23 protein-coding genes are annotated in these 24,824 nt (G+C 50.8%); 10 read left to right on the top strand and 13 right to left on the bottom strand.

Annotation, left to right across the window (positions count from 1 at the left end; all coding sequences use genetic code 11):
- The first annotated feature begins 244 nt into the window (after window positions 1–244).
- A complete protein-coding gene (locus tag CWI84_RS03755; RefSeq protein WP_126841244.1) occupies window positions 245–997 on the top strand; it encodes a TerC family protein in 753 nt (250 codons plus the stop codon).
- A 784-nt stretch (window positions 998–1,781) separates the two neighbouring features.
- Here CWI84_RS03755 and CWI84_RS03750 read toward each other — a convergent pair.
- The 9 genes from CWI84_RS03750 to CWI84_RS03710 all read right to left on the bottom strand — a co-directional run bounded on the left by CWI84_RS03750 (window position 1,782) and on the right by CWI84_RS03710 (window position 12,292).
- Window positions 1,782–2,567, bottom strand: a complete 786-nt coding sequence (locus tag CWI84_RS03750; RefSeq protein ID WP_241968723.1) for a DUF481 domain-containing protein — start codon at window positions 2,565–2,567, stop codon at window positions 1,782–1,784.
- 150 nt (window positions 2,568–2,717) lie between these two features.
- Complete coding sequence (gene fba / locus CWI84_RS03745) at window positions 2,718–3,782, bottom strand: class II fructose-bisphosphate aldolase (RefSeq protein WP_126841243.1); 1,065 nt, start codon at window positions 3,780–3,782, stop codon at window positions 2,718–2,720.
- 30 nt (window positions 3,783–3,812) lie between these two features.
- On the bottom strand, window positions 3,813–4,994 hold the full coding sequence (locus CWI84_RS03740; RefSeq protein WP_126841242.1) for a phosphoglycerate kinase: 1,182 nt from the start codon (window positions 4,992–4,994) through the stop codon (window positions 3,813–3,815).
- A 10-nt stretch (window positions 4,995–5,004) separates the two neighbouring features.
- On the bottom strand, window positions 5,005–6,036 hold the full coding sequence (gene epd, locus CWI84_RS03735; protein ID WP_126841241.1) for an erythrose-4-phosphate dehydrogenase: 1,032 nt from the start codon (window positions 6,034–6,036) through the stop codon (window positions 5,005–5,007).
- On the bottom strand, window positions 6,036–8,039 hold the full coding sequence (tkt, locus tag CWI84_RS03730) for a transketolase (protein ID WP_126841240.1): 2,004 nt from the start codon (window positions 8,037–8,039) through the stop codon (window positions 6,036–6,038). The genes epd and tkt overlap by 1 nt, the downstream gene beginning before the upstream one ends.
- An 80-nt stretch (window positions 8,040–8,119) precedes the next feature.
- Complete coding sequence (gene metK, locus CWI84_RS03725; protein ID WP_126841239.1) at window positions 8,120–9,265, bottom strand: methionine adenosyltransferase; 1,146 nt, start codon at window positions 9,263–9,265, stop codon at window positions 8,120–8,122.
- A 106-nt stretch (window positions 9,266–9,371) separates the two neighbouring features.
- On the bottom strand, window positions 9,372–11,207 hold the full coding sequence (locus tag CWI84_RS03720; protein ID WP_126841238.1) for a M1 family metallopeptidase: 1,836 nt from the start codon (window positions 11,205–11,207) through the stop codon (window positions 9,372–9,374).
- Entirely contained in the window at window positions 11,204–11,416 is a 213-nt protein-coding gene (locus CWI84_RS03715; RefSeq protein ID WP_126841237.1) for a type II toxin-antitoxin system antitoxin, read from the bottom strand. The genes CWI84_RS03720 and CWI84_RS03715 overlap by 4 nt, the downstream gene beginning before the upstream one ends.
- A gap of 21 nt (window positions 11,417–11,437) precedes the next feature.
- Window positions 11,438–12,292, bottom strand: a complete 855-nt coding sequence (locus CWI84_RS03710) for an SPFH domain-containing protein (protein WP_126841236.1) — start codon at window positions 12,290–12,292, stop codon at window positions 11,438–11,440.
- Between the two features lie 133 nt (window positions 12,293–12,425).
- On the opposite strand from CWI84_RS03710, the gene CWI84_RS03705 reads away from it, so the two are divergent.
- The 6 genes from CWI84_RS03705 to CWI84_RS03680 all read left to right on the top strand — a co-directional run bounded on the left by CWI84_RS03705 (window position 12,426) and on the right by CWI84_RS03680 (window position 16,484).
- Window positions 12,426–13,160, top strand: coding sequence for a 16S rRNA (uracil(1498)-N(3))-methyltransferase (locus tag CWI84_RS03705; protein ID WP_126841235.1), 735 nt, complete (start codon window positions 12,426–12,428; stop codon window positions 13,158–13,160).
- Between the two features lie 17 nt (window positions 13,161–13,177).
- A complete protein-coding gene (gene gshB, locus CWI84_RS03700) occupies window positions 13,178–14,125 on the top strand; it encodes a glutathione synthase (RefSeq protein WP_126841234.1) in 948 nt (315 codons plus the stop codon).
- Window positions 14,126–14,200: 75 nt separating this feature from the next.
- Complete coding sequence (locus tag CWI84_RS03695; protein WP_126841233.1) at window positions 14,201–14,758, top strand: YqgE/AlgH family protein; 558 nt, start codon at window positions 14,201–14,203, stop codon at window positions 14,756–14,758.
- Window positions 14,755–15,171: a Holliday junction resolvase RuvX gene (gene ruvX, locus CWI84_RS03690; RefSeq protein ID WP_126841232.1), complete on the top strand. Its 417-nt coding sequence runs from the start codon at window positions 14,755–14,757 to the stop codon at window positions 15,169–15,171. The genes CWI84_RS03695 and ruvX overlap by 4 nt, the downstream gene beginning before the upstream one ends.
- A gap of 69 nt (window positions 15,172–15,240) precedes the next feature.
- Complete coding sequence (locus CWI84_RS03685; protein ID WP_126841231.1) at window positions 15,241–15,531, top strand: hypothetical protein; 291 nt, start codon at window positions 15,241–15,243, stop codon at window positions 15,529–15,531.
- The gene (locus CWI84_RS03680; RefSeq protein ID WP_126841230.1) at window positions 15,531–16,484 is read left to right on the top strand and encodes a hypothetical protein; all 954 of its coding nucleotides are present in this window, start codon (window positions 15,531–15,533) and stop codon (window positions 16,482–16,484) included. Before CWI84_RS03685 ends, CWI84_RS03680 begins: the two co-directional genes overlap by 1 nt.
- Here CWI84_RS03680 and CWI84_RS03675 read toward each other — a convergent pair.
- Window positions 16,479–17,864 (bottom strand): PhoH family protein, encoded by a 1,386-nt coding sequence (locus CWI84_RS03675; protein WP_126841229.1) that lies wholly within the window; start codon window positions 17,862–17,864, stop codon window positions 16,479–16,481. The genes CWI84_RS03680 and CWI84_RS03675 overlap by 6 nt on opposite strands.
- Before the next feature lie 173 nt (window positions 17,865–18,037).
- Between CWI84_RS03675 and rapA the strand changes: the two genes are divergently transcribed.
- From rapA to CWI84_RS03660, 3 genes are read left to right on the top strand one after another with little or no spacing between them, the layout of a single operon-like run.
- Window positions 18,038–20,782 (top strand): RNA polymerase-associated protein RapA, encoded by a 2,745-nt coding sequence (gene rapA / locus CWI84_RS03670; RefSeq protein WP_126841228.1) that lies wholly within the window; start codon window positions 18,038–18,040, stop codon window positions 20,780–20,782.
- Complete coding sequence (locus tag CWI84_RS03665; protein WP_126841227.1) at window positions 20,779–21,444, top strand: pseudouridine synthase; 666 nt, start codon at window positions 20,779–20,781, stop codon at window positions 21,442–21,444. The genes rapA and CWI84_RS03665 overlap by 4 nt, the downstream gene beginning before the upstream one ends.
- Window positions 21,445–21,480: 36 nt before the next feature.
- Entirely contained in the window at window positions 21,481–22,278 is a 798-nt protein-coding gene (locus CWI84_RS03660) for a DUF3530 family protein (RefSeq protein WP_126841226.1), read from the top strand.
- On the opposite strand, the gene djlA is transcribed toward CWI84_RS03660, so the two are convergent.
- Genes djlA through CWI84_RS03645 form a run of 3 tightly spaced genes read right to left on the bottom strand, consistent with a single transcriptional unit; the run spans window position 22,275 to window position 24,778 of the window.
- The gene (gene djlA, locus CWI84_RS03655; RefSeq protein WP_126841225.1) at window positions 22,275–23,096 is read right to left on the bottom strand and encodes a co-chaperone DjlA; all 822 of its coding nucleotides are present in this window, start codon (window positions 23,094–23,096) and stop codon (window positions 22,275–22,277) included. The genes CWI84_RS03660 and djlA overlap by 4 nt on opposite strands.
- Window positions 23,097–23,105: 9 nt before the next feature.
- Window positions 23,106–23,777, bottom strand: coding sequence for an N-acetylmuramate alpha-1-phosphate uridylyltransferase MurU (murU, locus tag CWI84_RS03650; RefSeq protein ID WP_126841224.1), 672 nt, complete (start codon window positions 23,775–23,777; stop codon window positions 23,106–23,108).
- Entirely contained in the window at window positions 23,774–24,778 is a 1,005-nt protein-coding gene (locus CWI84_RS03645; protein WP_126841223.1) for an aminoglycoside phosphotransferase family protein, read from the bottom strand. Before CWI84_RS03645 ends, murU begins: the two co-directional genes overlap by 4 nt.
- Window positions 24,779–24,824 lie beyond the last annotated feature (46 nt).

Below are 24,824 nucleotides of genomic sequence, written 5' to 3'. Positions count from 1 at the left end.
CTAAAATTAGCGAAGCGAATGGTAGCGAAAAGCAACGCTGATGCAAAGCTTTCTGCGATATTTGCCCGCCGCGAATATTACAAAAACATGACAGAAACATTACAACGCTAATGTTACAGTTTGATGACAGTCGCCAATGTTGTGTTTTCCACACTTTCCATACAGACTAGTAGCACGAACAATATCAGCCAACTTAACTGTGACTTATCATCACAATAGACGATGAAAAACCAAGGAAATCATTATGTTTGACTGGATCATTATGCCCGAAGCATGGGTCGCCCTAGCCACTTTGACGGCATTAGAAATAGTGCTCGGCATTGATAACATCATCTTCATTTCAATACTGGTTGGGCGGTTACCAGAAGCGCAGCGCGACAGCGCGCGGCGCTTAGGTTTGCTTTTAGCTATGGGTACTAGGATTCTGTTATTGTTCTCGATAACTTGGGTAATGACCCTTACTGAGCCATTGTTTGACGTGTTAAACCAAGCCATTTCTGGTCGCGACCTTATCCTATTTTTTGGTGGCCTATTCCTGCTCGGTAAAAGCACTCTGGAAATTCACCACTCGTTAGAAGGCGAAGAAGAGCATGTTGCCCGCAAAGTCGCTGCATCATTTATGGCAATTATTATCCAAATAGCCATATTAGACATCGTCTTCTCCCTAGACTCAGTTATTACCGCCGTTGGTCTGGCCGAGCACTTAAGTGTAATGGTGATTGCCGTGGTGCTATCCGTGGGAGTGATGCTATTCGCCGCCAAAAGTATCGGCCAATTTGTCGACCAACATCCAACCATCAAAATGCTGGCACTCAGCTTTCTCATTCTAATAGGCATGGCCTTGGTCGGCGAAGGCTTAAACTTCCATGTACCGAAAGGCTATATCTACTTCGCCATGGCTTTCTCATTAGGCGTAGAACTCCTCAACCTGAAAGTCAGAAAGAAACGCGCCAAACAACCCGTACACTTACGCCGGAAACTCGAAGGCGAACCATAAGGCTGCCGCAGAACCAATTCTTTACAGCGGCTTATGGCTTGGGCTCGCGGCATCGTCAGGGTTGGGGGAAGGCTCGGGGTCTGGGCGCTGGGGTGATTGGTGCTCAGCGTCCCGCCGGTTCACGGTGTCTCCGGTAAAAAGACGCTCGAGCGATCCATGGCCGCTCAGTCTCTGGCCCTCCCTGGCCAGAGATGCATTTTACCGGAGCCCCCGCGCCCCAACGAGACGCCCATCAATATCGAGGAAAACGCGCCCACACCCCGAGCCAAATAGGTGCGGAGAAGCGATGCCGTCCTCCATCGCGGAAAGCCGCAGTAAAGAAGCATCAGTCTTTATCGGTTAGTTTCGGACAGTCTGCTTGGGGTTGGTTGTTCTCTGCCACGGCGCGCTCGGTGTGGCTTCGGCATCGCTTCTCCGTAGCCCTTAGCTTGGGGTGTAGGCGCGACTTCACCTACATTTAATGCACAACGTTGGGGCGCGAAGCTGGGGAAAAAGTATCTCCGGCCATGGACGGCCGGAGACTAAGCGCCTCATGGATGAGCTCGAGCGGCTTTTTCCCCAGCTTCGTGAACCGGCGGGGTGCCGTGCAATGACTCTAACAAGCGCCTACACACCAAGCGCTCTCCAGCCCCTCACGATGCCGACCCACCCAAGCTCATCGCCGTGGTAGAGAACAAGCAACCCCAACCCTGACGATGCCGCGAGCCCAAGCCATAAGTCGCAGTAAAGAACTGGCAGGCACAAAAAAGCCCGCGGCTGCGGGCTTTTGCTGGTAACTTTTTGCTTAGAAGGTGTAAACCAGCGTGATGGCGGTTTCGGTATCTAAGTTTTCTATTGTTTCGTCAGCCACCTTGGTGTTGTGCGTAGCTCCAATGGAGAACTTCATCGCCAGTGAACTATTAATGTTGGCCGAGATCGAGACCTCACCACGGGTTTTGGTGTTCTCTTCACCCACTTCAGATGCTAGCAATGCGGTAAAACGTGAGTTCTTGGTAATATCCCAAACAACGTTACCGGCTAAACGTAAGATTGCCGAGGTATCTGTCGGTTGTTCGACGTCATCAACAATTTCTTGCTTCCACGAATAACCCGGACCGATTTCGTAGTCCGCATAGACTTTCTCGTTGTAACGATAGCGAGCACCATAACCGACAGCGACAGTGCTTTGGTAGGCATAACCGCTGAACTTGTCTTCTTCGTATGAGCCGAACAAGAACAATGACGATTTACTTTTCGGGTCGAATTTATAGTTGCTTTGCCCAGAAACGAATAAACGGTCCGCCGTTGTAGTGGTTTCATTAGTGTCTGGGTCTGTTTGCTCTGAGCGGTAGTAGTCGAGTACGCCCTTGTGACGCCAATTCTCGAAATCTTTTGAGACGTTCAATTTTCCTTTAAGGGTCTGAGTCTCTGTGTTACCCGAGGTAAACAACGCACCGAGTTCCGCACTTGCCTGCCACTCTTCAACGGTAGACGTATCCATATCGTCCACATCGTCAAACATAAAGGTTTGAGCATTTACGGTAGTCGAACCGACTGCCAACAAGCTTGCTAAAATCCAATTAAATCGCACGGATTCCTCTCTTCTAAACATCTAACCGACTGAGTTTTCAGCCGTTACTATAACAAAAGCGACTAACGTTAGAAAAAAAATTTACGTTAAAAGCCCGTTTAAGCGCGTTAGAACGCGGCATTTGCCGTGAAATGTCGCGCCTTCTAGTGATTACTTAATCACCGCATCTAATTCGCCTTTTTCATAACGTTGGAACATTTTTTCCAAGTTAATCGGTTGGATTTTGCTCGCTTGACCTTCACAGCCAAACGCTTGATAACGATGTTCGCAAATCGCTTGCATTGCGTCCGTTGCAGCTTGCAAATATTTACGCGGGTCAAAGTTGCTGGTGTTTTCCGCCAAATGACGACGAATCGCACCGGTTGAAGCTAAACGCAGGTCGGTATCGATGTTGACCTTACGCACACCGTTTTTGATCCCTTCTTGGATTTGTTCAACAGGTACACCATAAGTTTCAGGGATTTCGCCACCGAACTCATTGATGATTTTCAACCACTCTTGCGGAACCGAAGAAGAGCCGTGCATGACCAAATGGGTATTTGGAATGCGGCGGTGAATTTCTTTGATCCGGTCAATCGAAAGAATGTCGCCTGTTGGTGGACGGGTAAATTTGTACGCACCATGCGATGTACCACAAGCAATAGCCAAGGCATCAACCTGGGTTGCTGCAACAAACTGCGCAGCCTCTTCCGGGTCAGTCAGAAGTTGGTCATGGCTCAGTTTGCCCTCAGCACCAACACCATCTTCTTCGCCCGCTTCACCGGTTTCTAACGAACCTAAACAACCCAACTCACCTTCTACAGAAACCCCGCAGGCATGAGCCATAGCAACGGTTTGCTGAGTTACGCGCACGTTATAATCGTAATCCGCCGGCGTCTTGCCGTCTTCTTTTAGCGAGCCATCCATCATTACTGAGCTGAAGCCCAACTGAATAGAGCGCTGACATACTGCTGGTGAGGTACCGTGATCTTGATGCACAACAACCGGAATATGCGGCCATTCTTCAATCGCCGACTCAATAAGATGGCGTAAGAATGGAGCGCCAGCGTATTTACGTGCGCCAGCAGAGGCTTGCACAATCACCGGGCTATTGGTTTTGTCTGCGGCCTGCATAATGGCGCGCATTTGTTCTAGGTTGTTGACGTTAAATGCTGGCACGCCGTAATCGTTTTCAGCTGCATGGTCGAGCAACTGTCGTAAAGAAATCAGGGCCATATTGAGTGCTCCTTGAATGTTTGTGGGGGCTTAACCGTTTTCTGCCCGCGCTTCTAAAACTGCGACCGCCGGGAGCTTCTTACCTTCCAAGAACTCCAAAAATGCGCCACCGCCCGTTGAAATATAACTGATTTTATCAGCGATCCCGTACTTATCAATGGCTGCCAGCGTATCGCCGCCACCCGCGATAGAAAACGCATCGCTATCGGCAATGGCATTCGCTAACGCTTCTGTGCCATGCCCAAACTGGTCGAATTCGAATACCCCAACCGGGCCATTCCAAACAATCGTACCAGCACTTTTTAATAATTCTGCGAGTTGCTTAGCCGTTTCAGGACCAATATCAAAAATCATATCGTCATCGGCCACTGCGTCAACCGCTTTGGTTTCAGCTTTAGCGTCTTCACTGAATGCTTTCCCCGTTACCACGTCTACTGGAATCGGAATATCGCCGCCTTTGGCTTTTGCCGCGGCCATTAAGCGCGAGGCTTCGTCCGTTAAATCGGCTTCGTAAAGCGACTTACCCACATTGTGACCTTGCGCTGCAACGAAAGTATTGGCAATGCCGCCGCCCACAATCAACTGATCAACCACTTGCGACAAAGACTCCAGCACGGTCAACTTAGTCGACACTTTAGAACCCCCAACAATCGCCACTAACGGTCGTTTTGGCTGCTGCAATGCTTTTCCAAGTGCGTCTAGCTCTGCCGCCAACAACGGTCCTGCACAAGCAACCGGTGCATACTTTGCCACTCCGTGGGTCGATGCTTGGGCCCGGTGTGCGGTACCAAAGGCGTCCATCACAAATACATCACAAAGTGCGGCTAGCTTTTTCGCTAGGCTTTCGTCGTCTTTTTTCTCGCCGACGTTAAAGCGGACATTTTCGAACACCACCACTTCGTTAGCATTAACCTCGACACCGTCGAGATAATCGGTTACCAAGCGTACCGGCACATCCAGCGCTTGGTTAAGGTAATCCACCACCGGCTGCAACGAGAATTGTGCATCGTATTCGCCTTCGGTTGGGCGCCCTAAATGCGACATTACCATCACCTTTCCACCTTGCTTTAAGGCTTCTTCAATGGTCGGAATAGCCGCTTTCAAGCGCGCATCCGAGGTGACTTTGCCGTCTTTAATCGGCACATTCAGGTCTTCGCGAATTAATACCCGCAAATCCTGAAGGTCTAAATCAGACAAAGTAATGACTGACATGTTTATCCCCTTAATCGTTAAAAGCGTTACCGTTAACCATCACCGCGGCGGTATCTAACAGTCGGTTAGCAAAGCCCCATTCGTTGTCACACCAAACCAGTAGCTTGACTAAGCGCTTATGACTCACGCGGGTTTGGGTACCATCAACAATGGATGAATGAGGGTCATGGTTAAAATCAATCGACACCAACGGCTCTTCGGTATAATCCAGTAAGCCCGCCAATGAACCTTGGCTAGCCGCCTGCAAGGTGCGGTTCACCGCATCAATAGTGACATCAGCTTGCAGCGTCACACTGAGATCCATGGCGGTGACATTGGTGGTGGGTACCCGCACGGCGATCGCTTCAAAGCGTCCGGCTAAGTGCGGCAGTATCCGTTCTATTCCCCGCGCTAAACGAGTGTCCACCGGAATAATAGACCGTCCAGCGGCGCGCGTGCGGCGCAGGTCAGGATGGTAGGCATCGATCACTTGTTGATCGTGCATCGCCGAATGAATAGTGGTAATGGCACCACTTTCAATACCGAACGCGTTATCCAGCACATCAATGACCGGCACAATGCAATTAGTCGTGCAGGAACCGTTCGAGACAATGCGGTGCTGATCGGTTAGCTGATCATGGTTAATGCCATAGATCGCAGTGAAATCTACGTCCGCCTGTCCGGGGTGCGAAAATAATACCTTCGGAACGCCCAGTGCTTGGTAGGCCTCGCCATCCGCTTTACTGCCGAACACCCCGGTACAATCAATGACTAAATCGAGCGCTAGACGCTGCCAATCGACAGCGCGCAATTCAGTTTCGTGAAACAACTGGATGCATTGTTGTGCCACCTGTAACTCGCCAGGTTGCTGACTGACCGGAAACGCAAAGCGGCCATGGCTGGAGTCGTATTTCAGCAGGTGCGCCATGGCCTCGGCGTTAGCGGCGGGTTCATTAATCGCCACGATCTCGAAGTCGCTCTCTAGCTTGCGCTCGAACACCGCGCGCAATACGCTGCGACCAATTCGGCCAAAGCCATTAATCGCGACCCGATAGTTCGCCATTAGCTCCGCTCCATTGCCTTGGTTGCGGCCTCTACCACGGCTTCGGTGGTAATATTGAAATGTTTGAACAGGTCCGCCGCAGGCGCTGATTCGCCGAAGCTACGCATACCTACGATTTCTCCATTAAGGCCCACATATTTGTACCAGAAGTCAGCGATACCAGCTTCTACCGCAACGCGCGCGGTGACCTCTGCAGGCAACACTTGCGCTTTGTATGCGCTATCTTGGCTATCGAAGACTTCGGTCGATGGCATAGACACCACGCGAACGTTTTTGCCTTGTTTGGTCAATTGTTGTGCCGCTGCAACCGCTAACTGTACTTCCGAACCTGTCGCTAGCAAGATAACCTCTGGGGTACCTTGGCAGTCTGTTAGCACGTAACCGCCGCGACTAATGTTCTGTTGTTGCTCTGCGTTGCGGCTTTGTAATGGCATACCCTGGCGAGAAAATACTAACGCCGATGGCCCGTCGTTACGTTTTACTGCGGCTAGCCACGCTGCCGCTGTTTCCACTGCGTCACAAGGGCGCCATGTGTTCATATTCGGCGTTGTGCGCAAATTAGCCAGTTGTTCGACCGGTTGGTGAGTCGGACCATCTTCGCCTAAACCAATCGAGTCGTGAGTGTAAACAAAGATGCTTGGCTGCTTCATCAGCGCAGCCATGCGCACAGCGTTACGGGCATACTCCATAAACATCAGGAAGGTCGCACCATAGGCTTTAAAGCCGCCGTGCAAAGTAATGCCATTCATCATTGCTGACATACCAAATTCGCGCACGCCGTAATAGACATAATTGCCGCTAGCGTCTTCTTTGCTCACACCCTTGGCGCCTTTCCATAAGGTTAGGTTTGAACCCGCCAAGTCAGCAGAGCCGCCCAGCAGTTCAGGCAGTAACCCACCGAATACGTTTAAGGTATTTTGTGAGGCTTTACGGGTAGCGATAGCTTCAGCATTGGCTTGGCATTCGGCAATGTAAGCCTGCGCTTTCTGTTCAAAATCTGCCGGTAACTCGCCATTTAAACGGCGTTTTAATTCTTTCGCTAAGGTTGGGTGCTCTTGCTCGTAGGCAACAAAGCGTTTATTCCAAGACGCTTCTACCGCCGCACCTTTATCGACCGCTGACCATTGCTGATAGATTGCATCTGGCACTTCAAATGGACCGTAATTCCACCCAAGTTTTTCACGCGTGAGCGTAATTTCGTCGTCTCCAAGAGGCGCGCCATGGCAGCTCTCTTTGCCTTGTTTATTCGGCGAACCAAAACCGATAACGGTTTTGCAAATAATCAGTGTCGGTTGTTCGGTATTGGCGCGCGCTTGTTCAATCGCATCGGTAATGGCTTGTGCATCGTGGCCGTCGATTTGACCAATCACTTGCCAACCATAAGATTCAAAACGCTTACGGGTATCGTCGGTGAACCACCCCTCAACTTCGCCGTCAATCGAAATACCGTTGTCATCGTAGAACGCGATCAATTTACCCAGCCCCAACGTGCCTGCTAACGAGCACGCTTCATGGGAAATACCTTCCATCAAGCAACCATCGCCCAAGAAGGTGTAGGTATAGTGGTCAACAATGTCGTGGTTTGGGCGGTTAAATTGGGCGGCGAGTATTTTTTCTGCTAACGCCATGCCCACCGCATTACTGATGCCCTGACCCAGCGGTCCGGTGGTGGTTTCTACTCCAGGGGTGTAACCATATTCTGGATGGCCTGGGGTTTTCGAATGTAACTGTCGGAATTGCTTGATATCGTCGATGCTGACGTCGTAACCGCTCAAGTGTAGCAACGAATAGATCAACATAGAGCCATGGCCATTAGACAGCACGAAGCGATCACGGTCGGCCCAATTCGGGTTGTTTGGATTATGTTTTAGATAATCGCGCCAAAGCACTTCGGCGATATCCGCCATTCCCATTGGTGCACCCGGGTGACCCGAGTTTGCTTTTTGCACTGCATCCATACTGAGTGCGCGAATGGCGTTGGCCAATTGTTGGCGTTCAGACATGAAAAACCCCCGACGTTAAGAAACCAGCACTGAAAGCGCGTATTCTCCACAATTCGGGGGTTACAAGCAAATTTAAGCGGTTAAATATTGGCTTTTAATGCCTCAGCTTTGTCGGTCTGCTCCCACGGCAATTGCTCGCGGCCAAAGTGGCCGTAGGCTGCCGTCTGTTGATAGATGGGGCGTTCCAAATCGAGCATTTGAATTAAACCGTAAGGGCGTAAATCAAAATGCTGACGCACCAGAGCAATCAGCTGCTCTTCGCTGTAGCGGCTGGTACCAAAGGTTTCGATGCTAATCGAGGTCGGTTCAGCCACGCCAATGGCATACGACACTTGGATTTCACAGCGTTCTGCTAAGCCAGCCGCGACAAGGTTTTTAGCGACATATCGCGCCGCATAAGCCGCACTGCGGTCAACCTTTGATGGATCTTTACCAGAGAACGCACCGCCACCGTGGCGTGCCATCCCACCATAAGTGTCGACAATAATCTTTCGCCCCGTTAGGCCGCAATCACCCATCGGCCCGCCAATCACAAAGCGTCCTGTTGGGTTGATATGAAATTGGGTATTTTTGCTCAGCCATTCTTGTGGCAAGACTGGCTTCAAAATTTCTTCCATTACCGCTTCTTTCAACTGCTCTTGGGTAATGTCTTCGGCATGTTGGGTGGATAACACCACGGTATCAATTGCTACCGGTTTACCGTCTTCATAAACGAAGGTTAATTGGCTTTTGGCATCAGGTCTTAACCACGCTAAGGTGCCGTCTTTCCGCACTTGCGATTGGCGTTGTACCACACGGTGGGCGTAGGTAATCGGCGCTGGCATCAGCACATCGGTTTCGTTCGAGGCATAGCCAAACATTAAACCTTGGTCACCGGCGCCCTGTTGTTCAGGATGTTCGCGATCAACCCCTTGGTTAATGTCACCACTTTGCTTACCGATGGCATTTAACACTGCACAAGAGCTACCATCGAACCCCATATCTGAGTGGGTATAGCCGACATCCTTGATGGTCTGGCGGGTCAACTCTTCAATGTCCACCCACGCGTGCGTCGAGATTTCACCGCCGACTAACACCATTCCGGTTTTTACGTAGGTTTCACAGGCTACCCGCGCTTTCGGGTCTTGGCTGAGAATCGCGTCCAATACTGCATCAGAAATTTGGTCGGCAATTTTGTCCGGGTGTCCTTCTGACACCGATTCAGAGGTAAACAAGTGACGTGGCATAATGCTGTAATCCTTAAACAATGCAACTTAACGTGCTAATGGCGCGTACTTTACCGAAAAGTGCGCGCCATTTCTACTTCTGGACGTCTAAAAGTCCGTTGCGATTTTATGGTTTCGCGTGTAGCACTGCTTCCACTTTGTGCTGGGTCAGCGGATGATAGCCCGCTTTCGCCTGCGCGTAGATCTGCCGTGCAAGCTTCAAGTTATCAGGCGTTTGCGCTAACGCCTGATAAAGCGGAACAACTAATTTGTTGCGCCCAATGTGCTGCAGGTAACTACGTAATCTTGTCTTAACTGGCTCATAACCTTTTTTAATTCCAAGCAATAACCACGCATGTGCGATTTCTGCATTTTTGCTCTCAGTGAGGGCAAACTTGTCATCCAAGCGGCGCATATTGTCGGTTGAAAGGTCTTGCGGCAAGGTGTTGATAAAGTACAGCCATTCGTGCGTGGTCCAATCGGCGGTGTTTAAACTCGCGCCTTTCAGCCACGCTCGCTGTTGTTGCGCGACTTTATCAAACACGTCCGAAGTAGGGTGCGGCGCGTCCTCTGGTAATCCCGGCTCATGCAACCACTGGTTTACCTTAGCCATGCTCACTTTGCCCGGATGCTTGTTTAACAGCTCACGCGCTAAGAAGTCTTGGAACTGTTGCGTGGTAATGCTTTGGAACGCGAAACTGTCAAAATAGTTACGCAAGAATTTGTCGAACGTGGCACGGCCAAACTTATCCTCTAAATACATCAGGAATAGCTGCCCTTTTACGTACGGTACGTTCGAGAAAACGTCGTCAGGATTGCGCTGGCCCAACTCAATGTTCAACACCGTATCTTCTGCTGGGAGGCTGGCCATATCGCGTTGCAAGTCTTGATAACCTAAAACTTGCTCCATGACCGCACGGCGCTTACCGTACAGCGCTTCCATAATGCGGTTCTCCACATAGCTGGTGAAGCCTTCATTCAGCCATAGATCGCGCCAGCTCGCATTGGTTACCAGGTTACCTGACCATGAATGCGCCAATTCATGGGCAATCAGATTCACCAGCGAGCGGTCTCCAGCAACCACCGTCGGCGTAATGAAACTCAACCGTGGATTTTCCATACCACCGAACGGAAAGCTTGGCGGTAAGATCAATAAGTCATAACGGCCCCAACGGTACGGTCCATATAACGACTCTGCGGCATCGATCATCTTCGGGGTATCGGCAAATTCCCAAGCAGCATCGTCTACCATGCCAGGCTCTGCGTAAACGCCGACCTTGTTATCAATGGCTTTGAACTTCATGTCGCCCGCGGCAATTGCAATCAGGTACGGCGGAATCGGCTGCGGCATTTCAAACTGGTAATCCCCATCCACTTCCGCGGCACCGTCGTTAGACGCACTCATCAGCACTAACAAATCATCCCGCGTGGTTACGTGGGCGTCATACGTTAATCGCAATGCTGGGGTATCTTGAATAGGAATCCAGCTACGCGCATGAATCGGTTGAGACTGGCTGAACATAAATGGATTTTTCTTGCCCGCAGTTTGTGCGGGTGTTAGCCATTGCAATCCGCTCGCCGTAGGCGCTGTTTGATACTGCAACTTGAGCTTTTCGGCACCTTTTGGCAGTGCCACAGTCAGCTCACTACCGAGTACCGGATTTGCCTCCGCGAGGGTAAAGGTAGTGCCTTGCCAATGGTCGTTCAGCCACACTTGCGCATCCTTAATGGTTAACTCACGGGTATCCATATGAATGGCGTCGGCAGTTGGGTCTTTCCATTGCAGTTGATAGGTTGCCGTACCGCTGATCACCTGTTTGGCAAAGTCCACATTAATATCTAACGCCAGGTGCGGCGTGCTCACTTGGGTTAGGTTGGCATAACTGTGTTGGTCTTCTGCCTGCGCGGAAACGCTTAAGCATAGCCAAGCGCTCGCCAATAAGAGTAGGTTGCCGAACTTCACTCGATGTCTCCTTGATCTGCGTTAGGCTTCGCGGCTGACGGATGAGAGGGTTCGACCGTTTTGGGTAACCGGCCGTGACGCCTCAGGGCATCGCGAAGCACATATTCAATCTGTGCGTTCACACTTCGAAGCTCATCATCCGCCCAACGCTGAACAGATTCAAGCACCTCAGCATTAATCCGCAGTGGGTACGCTTTCTTTTTCGCCATGCATAACTCTATTGGGTTAGGTTATTGATAAAGCGAACCAGTATTAATGACCGCTTGCGGTTTTTGGTCTCCGCACAATACCACTAGCAGATTACTTACCATAGCCGCTCGCCGCTCTGGATCAAGTTCCACCACGTGCTTTTCTGCTAACGATTGCAGCGCTGACTCTACCATTCCCACCGCACCTTCAACGATTTTCGCCCGCGCCGCCACAATCGCAGATGCTTGCTGCCGCTGTAACATTGCGCCCGCAATTTCCGCGGCATAAGCCAAGTGGGAAATACGCGCTTCCAAAACTTCCACCCCGGCTTTTGCCAACCGACCTTGGACTTCGTCTTTTAGCTTGTCAGAGATTTCGTTAGCGTGAGAGCGCAACGCGATAGTTTCACCGTTGCCGTCGTAGGGATAGCTTGTTGCCAAATTACGTAAAGCCGCTTCACTTTGAATAGCAACAAACGACTCGTAGTCATCCACTTCAAACACTGCCTCGGCACTATCGACGACCTTCCAAACGATAACCGCAGCAATCTCAATCGGGTTGCCATCGAAATCGTTCACTTTTAGTCGCCCGCTTTCGAAGTTACGCACTCGCAACGATACCCGGCGTTTGGTAAAAAGTGGATTAGCCCAGCGTAAACCGGTGACGGTGGCGGTGCCACGATAGTCGCCGAATAACTGAATTACCCGTCCTTCGTTGGGGTTCACCATAAAAAAGCCGATTAAGCAGAACGCACTAATAGCCGCCACCACCAGTAACACCAGTTTAACCGCAGCTACGGGCAATAACGCTGCGCCCAATAAGCTCATAATAATCAGTAACGGAAACACCACTAACGCCATATAGCCAGAGTAGGTATTCGCTTCATATTGGTTCATTGATTCTTCCTCATGTGATATCAATATGATATCAAATAGACCTAGTTGAAAAATTCGTCAAGGAGTTTTTTTAGAGGCCGCGGTTTGCTAAGCTAAAGCCCACCAGTGACCGCAATTGAGAGCCGCAACGGCGATGCGTATTCCGAGAATTTATCACCCCGAAGCAATCAGCCTTGGCGCGTCCATTGCGCTAACCGATGACGCCGTTCAACACGTGGCACGCGTGTTGCGCTTGGGTGAATCAAGTCCGCTGGTACTATTTAATGGTAACGGAAAAGACTATGCCGCGACCATTATCCGTGTCGACAAGCGCCATGTCGAAGTCAACATTACTGATGCTGAGACGCTCAACAATGAATCCCCGGTGAGCATTCATTTGGGCCAAGGCATCTCGCGTGGAGACCGCATGGATTTTGCGTTGCAGAAGTCAGTCGAACTCGGGGTGCAGCAAATTACCCCACTGTTTACCGAGCGGTGTGGCGTCAAACTGAGTGGTGAGCGGTTAGCAAAGAAGCTCCGGCAGTGGCAAAAAATCGTCATTTCTGCCTGTGAGCAGTGTGGTCGAGCAACCATTCCTACTGTCAATCCGCCGCAGAGCCTGGCTGAATTTATGGCAACCGAATTTAATGGCTTGCGCCTGACGTTAGATCCAACTGCCGAACGGCAACTCATTAGCTACCAGCAACAAGCAAAAGCGGGTGTACAGTTAGTTATTGGCCCCGAGGGCGGCCTCACCGACACGGAAATTGCCGATACCCAAACGCAAGGGTTTGAACCCATCCGCTTGGGCCCACGTATTCTTCGTACAGAAACAGCAGCGCTGGCGGCAATAACCGCCATTCAATACGCATTTGGCGACTTTGCCTAAGTCATAGGAGACCACAGATGGCAAAAACTTTAGGAATGGTGATGGACCCCATCGCCGCGGTAAATACCGCCAAAGACACCAGTTTTCGCTTACTACTAGAGGCGCAAGCGCGGGGCTACCAATGTTTTTATATTGAAATGGCTGACCTAATGTTGGTGAATGGCGCACCTAAAGCCAGCGTGCGCGAAGTGACCGTGCGTGATCAAGCCACCGATTTTTATACGCTAGGGGAACGCCAGAGCGTCGCATTGGAAAGCATGAACATATTGATGATGCGTAAAGATCCACCGTTCGATCGTGAATTCTTGTATGCCACGCAAATGCTGGAGTTAGCAGAACAGCGCGGCAGCTTGGTAGTGAATAAACCTCAGAGTTTACGTGACTGCAACGAAAAGCTGTTTACCTCATGGTTCCCTGAGTGGATCACCGACTGCGTGGTCACGCGTAGCGCCGAAGTCATTCGCGAATTTCACAAGCAACACAAAGACGTGATTGCTAAACCGCTAGATGGTATGGGCGGTGCGTCGATTTTTCGTATTCCAGAAGCAGGCACCAACCTCGGCGTGATCATTGAAACACTGACCGAAAAAGGTCAACGCTACGCCATGGTGCAGAAATATTTACCTGAAATTAAAGACGGCGATAAGCGCATTCTTATTATCGACGGTGAGGCCGTTCCCTATTGCCTCGCGCGAATTCCCTCGGCAGGCGAAACTCGTGGCAATTTAGCAGCAGGCGGCAGTGGTCGAGCGCAACCATTATCCGAGAGTGACAAAATCATCGCGGCGGCCATTGGTCCTGAATTGAAACGGCGCGGCTTATATTTGGTTGGGTTGGACGTTATCGGCGATAAAGTGACTGAAATCAATGTCACTAGCCCAACTTGTATGCGCGAAATAGAAAAAGCCTTCGACATCAATATAGCTGAGCAACTGTTCGAGGCTATTGAACAGCGCCTGAGTTAATTGGGCGCTTGAAATTTGTCGGTTTGCCCCGATATTTAGCATCAGCAGTAACCGACACAAGGTAAGACATAACCTATGCAAAGCCTACAGAACCACTTTTTAATTGCCATGCCAAGCATGGATGATCCCACGTTTAAGCGGACGGTCACCTATGTTTGCGAACACAACGACGAAGGCGCGATGGGGCTGATCATTAATCAGCCGGCAGACGTGCAAATTAGTGCGTTGTTGAAGCAATTGGAGATTGTCTACCCAGAAAATGATGAACGCTTCGACAATCAAGTGTTTCAGGGCGGACCGGTGGCGCGCGACCGAGGTTTCGTCATTCATCCGCCGCAAGATAATTGGCGCAGTAGCCTTAAGCTCAGCGACGATATTATGGTGACCACGTCGCGTGACATTCTTGAAGCATTAGGCTCAAATGCTGCACCGGAACACTACTTGCTGACGCTCGGTTACGCCGGCTGGGACGCCGGTCAATTGGAAAAAGAGCTCGCCGAAAATGCTTGGCTAACGTTGCCGGCAGATGCTGATATTTTGTTTAACACACCGACTGCTGAGCGCTGGCAAAAAGCCACCGAGAAACTCGGTTTTGACATCTGGCAGTTAGGCCCAGACGTGGGTCACGCATGAGTTGCATCCTCGGCTTTGATTTCGGCACCAAAAGCATTGGCGTGGCTGTTGGGCAACCGCTCACCGCTACCGCCTCGCCGCTTTCTGCACTCAAAGCCAAAGACGGTATCCCCGACTGGCAACTGATTGAGAAACTGATAAAAGAATGGCAGCCTGCACGTCTTGTCGTAGGCCTACCGTTGAATATGGACGGTACGGAACAACCGCTAACCGTGAGGGCACGGAAGTTTGGCAACCGTTTGCATGGTCGCTTTGGGTTGCCCGTGGACTGGCAAGATGAACGTCTGACCTCCACCGCTGCGCGAGAACAACTTTTTGCTGACGGTGGCTTTCGCAATCTCAGTAAAGGTCAAGTGGACTGCCAAGCCGCGGTGCTTATTTTAGAAGACTACCTCAGCCACAACGCCAACTGACTATTGGCTAACCCATCATCAGCGGTTATAGTATCGCCAATGTTAAGCCAGTTTTAGAGGTAGCCGATTTTGTTTGGCAATGAAGAACCTTATACCGTAACCGGTAACACCATCACCCTAAAAGACGAATCAAAGCAATTGTTGTTGGTGACAGCCGACCGCTACCCAAACATTTTGGTTAGTAAATATTCGGTTGAATTAAGCGACTGGGAACCGGAACGGCGTCCTGGCGTTAAGAATATTTCCCTACAAGAATTGTTTAAACGCGACAAGACTTACTTCTTTGTGCGCGCTGGCGGCGTGGAATATCAGGTTGACCTGAAATACACCGAAAGCCCGATTACGGAAATGAAATTCTAATGAAGCTATGCCGCCGCCAAACATGGATGGCGTGCCTCCTTCTCCTGAGCGCAGCGCCTAGCGTCTGCGCTCAGCAGCTCGCTTTTGATAAACAACTTAATGATGGCCAGTACCAATTTCATTATCGCTGGCGTGACAGCAACCAGCAGTCCTACGACATCCGTTTTGCTGTCGACCGTGATGAATTTTTCCAACCCTTTGAAAAATATCGTAGTTACCAGCGCGAGCGCGCTAACCGGGAATTGCGTTATCGGTTAAATCGCTATTTTCAGCAACAGCGTTGGAGCCGCATTTATGCCACCCTGTCACCACGCGAACAGACGTTATCTATTGAATACCAAGGGCGCTTAACCGACACCCTGAAAGAGCATCTACAACAAGCGCAAAGCTACTATCAGCAACAATGGCAAGATTACCTCGAAGCCAATTATTATCGCCAATTAAATCTGCCATTGAGCGCGCCGGGGATTATTCCCGACCATTTAGGCATAGCGCGCGCGGTGACACCCAAGATTGCTCCATTAGCTCGTGCTTTTAATAGTATTCTAGGCGACAACACCCAACGTAATTATCTCGATTTGCTCGCCAGTTTCGTGCAGAGCATTCCGTATAACCCACTGACCGACGACAGCGAAAGTCGCGGCCAAGGATATGAGCCGCCAGCACAACTGCTTGCCAACAACCAAGGGGATTGCGACAGCAAAGCAACATTGATGCTGGCTTTGGTGAGGCAGATTATGCCTAACGTTAGCGCTGCTATTGTGTATCTACCGAAGCATGCGCTGGTGGCAGTTAGCGTAACCCAGCGCAGCGACGATGAGACCTTAGATGATAGCGGCTATTCCTATGTGTTGATCGAAGTGGCCGGCCCAGCACTGATGCCAGCCGGCCAAATTGCCGAAGACAGTAAATTGGCGATTAGCCGTAACCAATACCAAGTTGCGCCACTATAAATTCTCCTCCGCGTACTGCGCTAGTGAACTGCGTACCACACCATTCAAGTTAACCGTGGCGCTACCAGGATAATCTTTAAAGCGCTCGGTCACATAGGTTAAGCCTGATGTGACCGCGGTAAGGTAATAACTGTCAATTTGTGCCAAGTTGCCGGATAACACCAATTTGGTATTTTCCCCACAACGCGTGATGATGGTCTTAAGTTGCGACGCCGTTAAGTTTTGCGCTTCATCTAACAACACCACAGCATTTTGAATAGAGCGGCCACGCATAAAGTTCAGCGACTTAAACTGGATGTTGGCCTTCTTCATGATGTAATTCAGGCTCGACTCCATGCTCTCGTCGTTTTTATGCAACACCTCCAACGAGTCGGTTATAGCCGCCAACCAAGGTGCCATTTTTTCTTCTTCGGTTCCGGGTAGGTAACCAATAGATTCGGCGATTTCGGGGGTATTTCGAGTGACAATGATTTTTTCATAAATACCCTGCTCGATCACCATTTCTAATGCAGCTGAGAGCGCCAGTAACGTTTTCCCGCTACCCGCCGGCCCCGTCAAGATCACCATATCAAGACTGGTATCGAGTAACGCATGCAACGCCATGCCCTGATAAATATTTTTCGGGTGGATGCCCCAAGCATCGTAGGCCATCAACCGCTCATAACCGAGGTCTAACAGCTCTACATGGTGCTCGTCGTAGCCACTCACGCGCGCCGCAAACTCGCCGGTTTCGTCAATCACATATTCGTTGTAAAACAGTTGTGGGAATAGTTCGCGGGAAATGGAATGATAGGTATCGCGCCCATCCTGCCGACTTTCAACATCACCGACACCTTCCCAAAAATCGCCCGGAAACTCATAAAAGCCTTTGGTCAGTAGGCGAATGTCGTCGATTAATTGGTCAGTACGATAATCTTCGACAAATTTAACCCCAGCGCCTTTCGCCTTCAGGCGCATATTAATGTCTTTGGTCACCAATACCACGGTTGCCGGAGCGTGTTTACGCTGTAACTCTAAGGCAGCCTGAATAATGCGATGATCATTCTCCTTTAACGACAACACGGACTCTTGTTGCTGCAACTCGTAATCAGGGAAGATTGCCAGCGTTCCCGACGCTTGGTGATCACCCTGAACGCGTTGTAACGGCACACCGTCGACAATCTGTTCTGGGGTGGCATCTTTTAGTACATCCTCTAACGAGCGGATGGCGACGCGAGCATCACGGCTCACGTCTTTTTGCCGGTCTTTGATATTATCCAGCTCTTCTAACACCACCATGGGTATCATTACGTTGTGTTCATCAAAGTTCAGGAATGCGAGCGGATCGTGCAGAAGGATATTGGTATCGAGGACGAAGTACTTGGCAAGGGTTTCCGACATATCAGCACCTACCTTTGTCGTTAGCGTTTTCTTATGGTTTTATGACAAGCTTAGTCTAGGTTCGGCAAAAGCGTGATGACAAAACCGTAATAAACGGAAATTTTTTTACCTTTGCGGGTGCTTTCGTTACTATTGCGCGCGTTTTTTCAAACAGCTGTAACGGTGAGGTGATTTTGGCAGAATTTACGGTGGGCCAGCGTTGGCTAAGTGAAACAGAAATTGATTTAGGCTTGGGCTTGGTGACGGACGTCTCCGGCCGCCAGCTCTCCATTCATTTTCCCGCCGTAGATGAAACCCGTTTCTACGCCACCCACAGTGCGCCGCTGGCACGTTTTCAGTTACAACCTGAGCAACGCGCCCAGCATTTTGAAGGTTGGTGGTTTACCGTGTTAAACGTGCAACAACAAGGCGGACTGATGGTCTACCTAGTGCGTCCTGACGACGGTGACGACGAACACGTAGTGATGGAGTCGCAAATCCACCACCAAGTGGCACTGAACCCAGTGCTCAGCCAAGTGCTTGCGGTTAAGGCTGATCGGCTGGACTTATTTCAACTGCGCCGCCAGGCCCATAATGCCAAAGTGGCATGGCAACAAAGTGAAGTCGCAGGCCTGCTTGGCGCCCGCGTGCAATTATTAGCCCACCAGATTTATGTCGCTAAAACGGTTGCCGACCGCTTTGCCCCACGGGTGATGTTGGCCGATGAAGTGGGTTTGGGTAAAACCATTGAAGCCGGCTTAATTATTAAGCGCCGCATTGCCACAGGACGCAGCCAACGGGTGTTGATTGCGGTTCCTGATAGCTTGTTGCACCAATGGATTGTGGAAATGCAGCGGCGCTTTGCGATTACGCTGAGCCTATTTGACGAAGAACGCTGTCTGGTTGAAGCAGAGCAAGGCGAAAATCCGTTCCTTGCTGCGCAGCATATTTTAGTTAGCCAGAACTTGCTGACCGAGCCGCGTTGGGCCGACGCTATTGCGGAGGCTGAATTTGATTTGTTGGTGTTGGATGAAGCCCACCACATTCATCCACAACAACCACAATTTGCGGCGGTGCATTCGCTGAGCACGCGCATTCCCGGATTGTTGCTGCTCACCGCCACACCAGATCAGGAAGGTCCTGAGGCACAATTTAGCCGCCTGCAAATGCTCGATGCTGAACGCTTCCACGATTTCGCCCAGTTCAACCAGCAACAAGCACAATACCAACAGTTAGCACCATTGGCACAGCAGTTGGCGAGCGAACAACCGTTATCAACCGAGCAATGGCAACAACTCAATGAGTATCTAGATTTAGCCGACGGCAGCGACAACAATCCGCAACATTACCGCAAATGGCTGAACGATTTGCTCGACCGCCATGCAACTGGAAGGGTCATCTTCCGTAACCGCCGCCAATCGGTAGGCGGCTTTCCCAAACGCCGTGTCGAAGCAATACCACTAACGGAAGCTGTAGCGCTTGAACCGTGGTGGGAAGGCGATCCGAAATATGCCTGGCTTATCGATTTTCTGCGTAATAACCGTGGGGAAAAAGCACTACTGATCTGCCAATCCACCGAACAGGTGATGGCGTTGTATGAAGCCTTAAGGGTGAGTGCCGGTATTCATGCCGCTGTATTCCACGAACAAATGAGCTTAATCGAGCGTGACCGCGCCGCGGCTTTCTTTGCCAGTGACGAAGAGGGAGCCAGTATTCTCCTCTGTTCAGAAATTGGTAGTGAAGGGCGCAACTTCCAGTTTGTCCATCATCTGGTACTTTACGACCTGCCCAGTAACCCTGATTTACTGGAGCAACGCATCGGCCGCTTAGACCGTATTGGCCAACAACATGACATTACCATTTACGTGCCGTACCGAGAGGATGAAGACGAGGCGATATTGTACCCTTGGTATCAGCAGGGAATGAACGCCTTTGAACAATGTAATCCAGTCGGCTTTAGTGTCCGCGAAGCAGTCGCTGAACAACTACAACGCGCATTGAATGGCGGCAGTAAAGCCCTAGAACAGTTATTGCAACAAACCCAGCAGCAACATCAACAACTCACCCAGCAGCACGAAGCGGGGCGCAACCGCCTGCAAGAACTCAGTGCGTGTCGTCAGCCCCAAGCCGATGAATGGGTGGATGCAGTACAAACGTTTAACCAAGAAAACGATTTAGCCGACTTCCTTAACCGCTTTTGGGACCGTTTTGGCATCCACTATGAGGCGCTTGATAACAATAGTTGGTTGCTTACCCCTACCGAACATATGCGCATTCCGGCTTTACCCGGTTTGAGTGACGAAGGCAGCCGAGTGACCTTTGACCGCGAAACGGCGTTAGCCCGTGAAGATGTTGATTGGTTAAGCTGGGATCACCCGATGACGCAAGCGGCTCTTGAGACCCTCTGTGATAGGCAGTTTGGACGCGTGTGTGTGGCGCAGTTAAATAACAAAGCGTTACCGGCGGGGACGTGGTTTTTGGAGGCCGACTATGAAGTTCGTGCGCAAGCTCCAAAGCGTTATGCCTTGCAAGAATTTTTCGCCGGCGCCAGCTACCGCTTGCTGGTTGATAGTCAAGGCCGCGATTTAAGCCAAAAAGTCAGTTCCAAAGCATTGGAGCAACAAGGCACCTATAGCGATAAGCAATTCTCTCGTGAACTGCTCAAGCAACTGCGCCAGCCGTTACAAACGCTGCTGCTAACAACCGAGCAACAAGCAGAAGAAATGGCACAAGCGCAGTTACACAGCTTACAACAGCAATTGCAGCAACAATTTGCTGAGCAGCTGCAACGTATGGACTATTTGGCCGCGGTAAACCCGGCGGTGCGGGACGACGAAAAAGCAGCCATTAGCGAGCGCCAAAACGCCCTTAGCGAGGCGCTATCGGAAGCAAGCGTGAACTTAGCCGCCGTGCGTATTTGGGTGAATGTACCACGATGACTGATCGGCCGTTTGTTTATTCGCCACCACAAACCCCCTACTTAGACATCGTTTATCGCGATGACGCATTGGTAGTGGTGAATAAGCCAAGCGGCTTATTGTCGGTACCGGGCAAACAGCGGATTCACTATGATTCGGTGTATACCCGACTACAACGCGTGATGCCAGACATCCGTTTGATTCACCGCTTAGACATGGCGACATCGGGGTTGATCGTGTTTGCTATTGGTAAACCTGCGCAAAGCCATTTGAGTCGACAGTTTCAACAACGCCAAGTACGTAAGCAATATGTCGCCGACGTGTGGGGTCAGCTTCCCGCCTCACAAGGGGTTATTGATTTGCCCATGAAGTGCGACTGGCCGAATCGACCGCGCCAACATTTAGACTTTAGTGCTGGCAAAGCCGCCCAAACTTGGTACCGCGTAGAAAAGCCAATGACCGCCGATATTCAACGTGTAAAGCTATACCCACACACGGGGCGATCACACCAGTTACGCGTCCATATGCAGGCATTAAATACGCCCATTATCGGGGATAAATTTTACGCGCACGAATCCGCCTATCAGGCTGCCCAGCGACTTCACTTGCATGCCGAGCGGATTCAGTTGTGCCATCCGGTATCAGAACATCCCCTAGATTTTTACTTACCGGCACCGTTTTAACCCTCAAGAATTCAACATCGCCACCGATAACAAGGCATGCGAATACATTCCGTCTTTTTGCTTTACGCCAGTCTGATGATCGCGGCGCCAATGGCGACCGCGCAAGACGACCTGCAGCGTTACATTCCACCAGAGCACACCGAGTGGCTGACTGGAGAGAATGATGCCCGCTATTTAGCCTTAAGCTATGCAGAAATGACGCCCTACGTGCGCGGCGCTAGCCTGCTCATTGCTGACTGGAATAGACACCCGCTGCAGTCGCCCAGCATCTCACGGCTCCTAACAACGATGCCAGACTTTGGCTGGCATACCTTTGCCTTTGTCGCACCGCCTGAGCCACTGCAAACCGATATGTTGCAAGTGCCAGCAACCGGGCCGTCGGAATATCCTCAACCAGTGAACGATGACGTTTTGCAGCCGTTACTCGACGACTTAGGCAAACGCTTAGCGGCGTTACAACAACGTGCCGATGCGTTACCTGGGTTTCGTTTGTGGGTCGCTGAGGGAATCAGTGCAGGGATGCTGTTACGCTGGTTGCAACAGCACCCAGAACAAATGCCTGATGGATTGATAGTGATTGATGCCTACATGCCGCAATACCAACTCAACCGCGAACTGGCCAAACAGCTAGCAGAAACCACCTTGCCGGTGCTGGATCTGGTGACCGATAGCGCTAATCGCTGGGCCGCCAGTACGGTCGAGTATCGGCGCCAATTGGCACACAAAAACCAACACTTGAGCTACCGTCAACAGCGCCTTTATGGTCGCGGAGCACCGGCGCTACGACAGCTCGCCGCCAGTGTTAAAGGTTGGACAAAATATCAGGGCTTTTAACGCATGCCGCGGTGCTTTTTGATGGTTTCGTAAGCTGCCTGAATTTCTTGGGTACGCTGTTGCGCTTCTTTCATCACTTTCTCAGGCACCCCTTGCCCCGCTAACTTATCTGGGTGGTGTCGGCTCATCAGCTTACGATAGGTCTTCTTGATTTCGGCATCACTGTCTGACGCATGCGCCCCCAGAATTTGGTAGGCATCGTCCAAATCGTTGTGCTGACTTTTTTGCTGGTAACGTTGTTGCTGCGAACGACGAAAGCGGAATCCCGCCTTTTGCATCATTAACGCTTGGTCTAATTGAAATTTATTAAAGCCGAGAGCTTTCGCAGCCGCCAACAACACTTGGTACTCAGTTTTGTCTAGTTTACCATCCACCAACGCCATCCGGATAAGCTGCTCAATGAACAGCTCAAGCACCTCAATATTGCCGTAAAATGCCGCTTTAAAGTCACACAGTGTTTGCTCGAGTGGAAAGGTCGGTTGTTTGCCTTCACGGAACGCGCTTTGTGCTTCTCGGCGCGCGTCGTTTTGTAAATAGAAACGATCCATTAGCGCACTGGCATGAGCAATGTCTTGCTCTGTAACACGGCCTTTGGCTTTGGCTAAATGGCCGAGTACTGCAAATAGCGTATAGATAAAACTCGCATCACCTACCGCCCTATCAGTACCGAACAAGTAGCGTCCAAAAGCGCCGCGCTGACTAAAGTCTTGCGCTACACCACGGTCAAACCAATGACCTATAAGGACGCCGATAATGGCACCAGGAATACGGGCAAATAAAAATCCCGCAACCGCTCCCAGTACTTTTCCCCAAAACATCGCCTTCTCCTAATCTTGTCGTTGCAACTGCTGCGCTAATTGCTGCAGCCGTTCAGGTGTGCCGACATCCGTCCATTGCCCGTGCCAATAGCTCCCCGCTAACTGGTCATTGGCAATTGCCTGTTGAAAGAACGGCCGCAATGGCTTTTTGGCTACGGCTTGGCCGCAAAACGCTCGCGCATCAAACAAGCCAATGCCGGCATATGTTAAGCGCGGTTCCGCCTCGCGCAAACGCCCATCCTGCAAGGCAAAATCGCCGTTTGGGTGGTGCGGTTGGTTGTCCACCATCACTAAATGAGCCTTATCCGAACCCTGTAACGTTGTGGGCAGCAGATGGAACGGGTAGTCGGTCCAAACATCGCCATTGATCAGCCAAAAGGGGTCATCGCCCAACAGTGGCAGCGCATTAATGATGCCCCCTGCAGTTTCTAGACCACCTTCGGGTTCATCTGAATAATGAATCTGCAACTGCCACTGACTGCCGTCACCTAAGCCTTGATGAATTTTCTCTGGTAGATGAGCGGTGTTGACGACGACCTCAGTCACGCCGAGGTCGCGCAACTTTTCTAAATGATAAACCAGCAGTGGCTTGCCGTTAACCGTTAACATCGGTTTAGGACAGCTATCCGTCAGTGGCCGCATTCGTTGTCCGCGTCCAGCCGCTAAGATCATCGCTTTCATTGACGCCGCTCAACCTCAGGCAACACTCGCTGCGCTAGCCAATCACTGAATTCAGTGAATTCCGGATAACGTTGGCTGATGCTAATTAAGTAACCCAAAGTGCGTGGCACATCTTGCAAGTAGCCCTGCTTACCATCCCGGTAGGCTAACCGTGCAAATATCCCCGCCGCTTTCAAGTGCCGTTGCATCCCCATTAAATCGAACCAGCGTTGCCAAGTTTGAACATCAATAGCGGCGCTAAGTAATTGTTGCTGTTGTAACAGCTCGCGGAAGTTTTGTGCCAAGGTATCAATATCTTGCGCCGACCATTGCACATAGCAGTCGCGTAATAACGACACCGCATCATAGGTTATCGGCCCAATAACCGCGTCTTGAAAGTCGATAATACCCAGCTCGTCGTTGGCTAAAACCATCAAGTTACGAGAGTGATAATCGCGGTGAACACCGACTTGCGGTTGCTCGAGCGCGTTGTCTAATAACCGCTGCTGCACTTCATTCCACAACCGTTCTTCGCGCAATTCTAGTGGCTGCTGTAAGTGTGCCGCCAATAACCATTCACTGAATAAGCGCATTTCTCGCGTAAGAAGGGCTGCATCATAATGCTCAAGGTTGCCAGTAGCCGTGCGTGTAACCCTCATGATATTGGGAAGGGCCGCTAACGCCTGTTGGTAAAACGCCTGCATGCTGCGCGCGTTAAGCTTGCTCAGTAGTAATGTCTCGCCAAAGTCTTGTTGCAACATGAAGCCCTTTTGCGGATGAACAGCAATCAGCTCTGGGACGGTTACGCCAGCGTCACGATAAGCTTCTGCGACATCAACAAATGGCTGCATATTTTCCTTTTCGGGCGGACAGTCGACCGCGATCAGCGAGCGCTTACCATCAGTGGCGCGAAAATAACGGCGAAAACTGGCATCGCCAGAAACCACTTCTAACTGTGGTTGGGTGGTTCCTGTTTGTGCCTCGCACCATGCTCGTAAGGCTATTTCCCGTTGATCTTCCACATTCCCCCCAAAAATCCGTAAAACACCATCTTAGCAAATGGCGGCG

It is taken from the genome of Idiomarina tyrosinivorans (assembly GCF_003987475.1).
GTDB lineage: Bacteria > Pseudomonadota > Gammaproteobacteria > Enterobacterales > Alteromonadaceae > Idiomarina > Idiomarina tyrosinivorans.
Note: the sequence above shows the minus strand (reverse complement) of the source record. Positions and strands in the feature narration are given on the sequence as shown.

Coding starts and splice junctions, on each gene's coding strand:
- CWI84_RS03755 (WP_126841244.1), top strand. CDS start 245: ATGTTTGACTGGATCATTATGCCCGAAGCATGGGTCGCCCTAGCCACT.
- fba (WP_126841243.1), bottom strand. CDS start 3,782: ATGGCCCTGATTTCTTTACGACAGTTGCTCGACCATGCAGCTGAAAAC.
- CWI84_RS03740 (WP_126841242.1), bottom strand. CDS start 4,994: ATGTCAGTCATTACTTTGTCTGATTTAGACCTTCAGGATTTGCGGGTA.
- epd (WP_126841241.1), bottom strand. CDS start 6,036: ATGGCGAACTATCGGGTCGCGATTAATGGCTTTGGCCGAATTGGTCGC.
- tkt (WP_126841240.1), bottom strand. CDS start 8,039: ATGTCTGAACGCCAACAATTGGCCAACGCCATTCGCGCACTCAGTATG.
- metK (WP_126841239.1), bottom strand. CDS start 9,265: ATGCCACGTCACTTGTTTACCTCTGAATCGGTGTCAGAAGGACACCCG.
- CWI84_RS03715 (WP_126841237.1), bottom strand. CDS start 11,416: ATGGCGAAAAAGAAAGCGTACCCACTGCGGATTAATGCTGAGGTGCTT.
- CWI84_RS03710 (WP_126841236.1), bottom strand. CDS start 12,292: ATGAACCAATATGAAGCGAATACCTACTCTGGCTATATGGCGTTAGTG.
- CWI84_RS03705 (WP_126841235.1), top strand. CDS start 12,426: ATGCGTATTCCGAGAATTTATCACCCCGAAGCAATCAGCCTTGGCGCG.
- gshB (WP_126841234.1), top strand. CDS start 13,178: ATGGCAAAAACTTTAGGAATGGTGATGGACCCCATCGCCGCGGTAAAT.
- CWI84_RS03695 (WP_126841233.1), top strand. CDS start 14,201: ATGCAAAGCCTACAGAACCACTTTTTAATTGCCATGCCAAGCATGGAT.
- ruvX (WP_126841232.1), top strand. CDS start 14,755: ATGAGTTGCATCCTCGGCTTTGATTTCGGCACCAAAAGCATTGGCGTG.
- CWI84_RS03680 (WP_126841230.1), top strand. CDS start 15,531: ATGAAGCTATGCCGCCGCCAAACATGGATGGCGTGCCTCCTTCTCCTG.
- CWI84_RS03675 (WP_126841229.1), bottom strand. CDS start 17,864: ATGTCGGAAACCCTTGCCAAGTACTTCGTCCTCGATACCAATATCCTT.
- CWI84_RS03665 (WP_126841227.1), top strand. CDS start 20,779: ATGACTGATCGGCCGTTTGTTTATTCGCCACCACAAACCCCCTACTTA.
- CWI84_RS03660 (WP_126841226.1), top strand. CDS start 21,481: ATGCGAATACATTCCGTCTTTTTGCTTTACGCCAGTCTGATGATCGCG.
- djlA (WP_126841225.1), bottom strand. CDS start 23,096: ATGTTTTGGGGAAAAGTACTGGGAGCGGTTGCGGGATTTTTATTTGCC.
- murU (WP_126841224.1), bottom strand. CDS start 23,777: ATGAAAGCGATGATCTTAGCGGCTGGACGCGGACAACGAATGCGGCCA.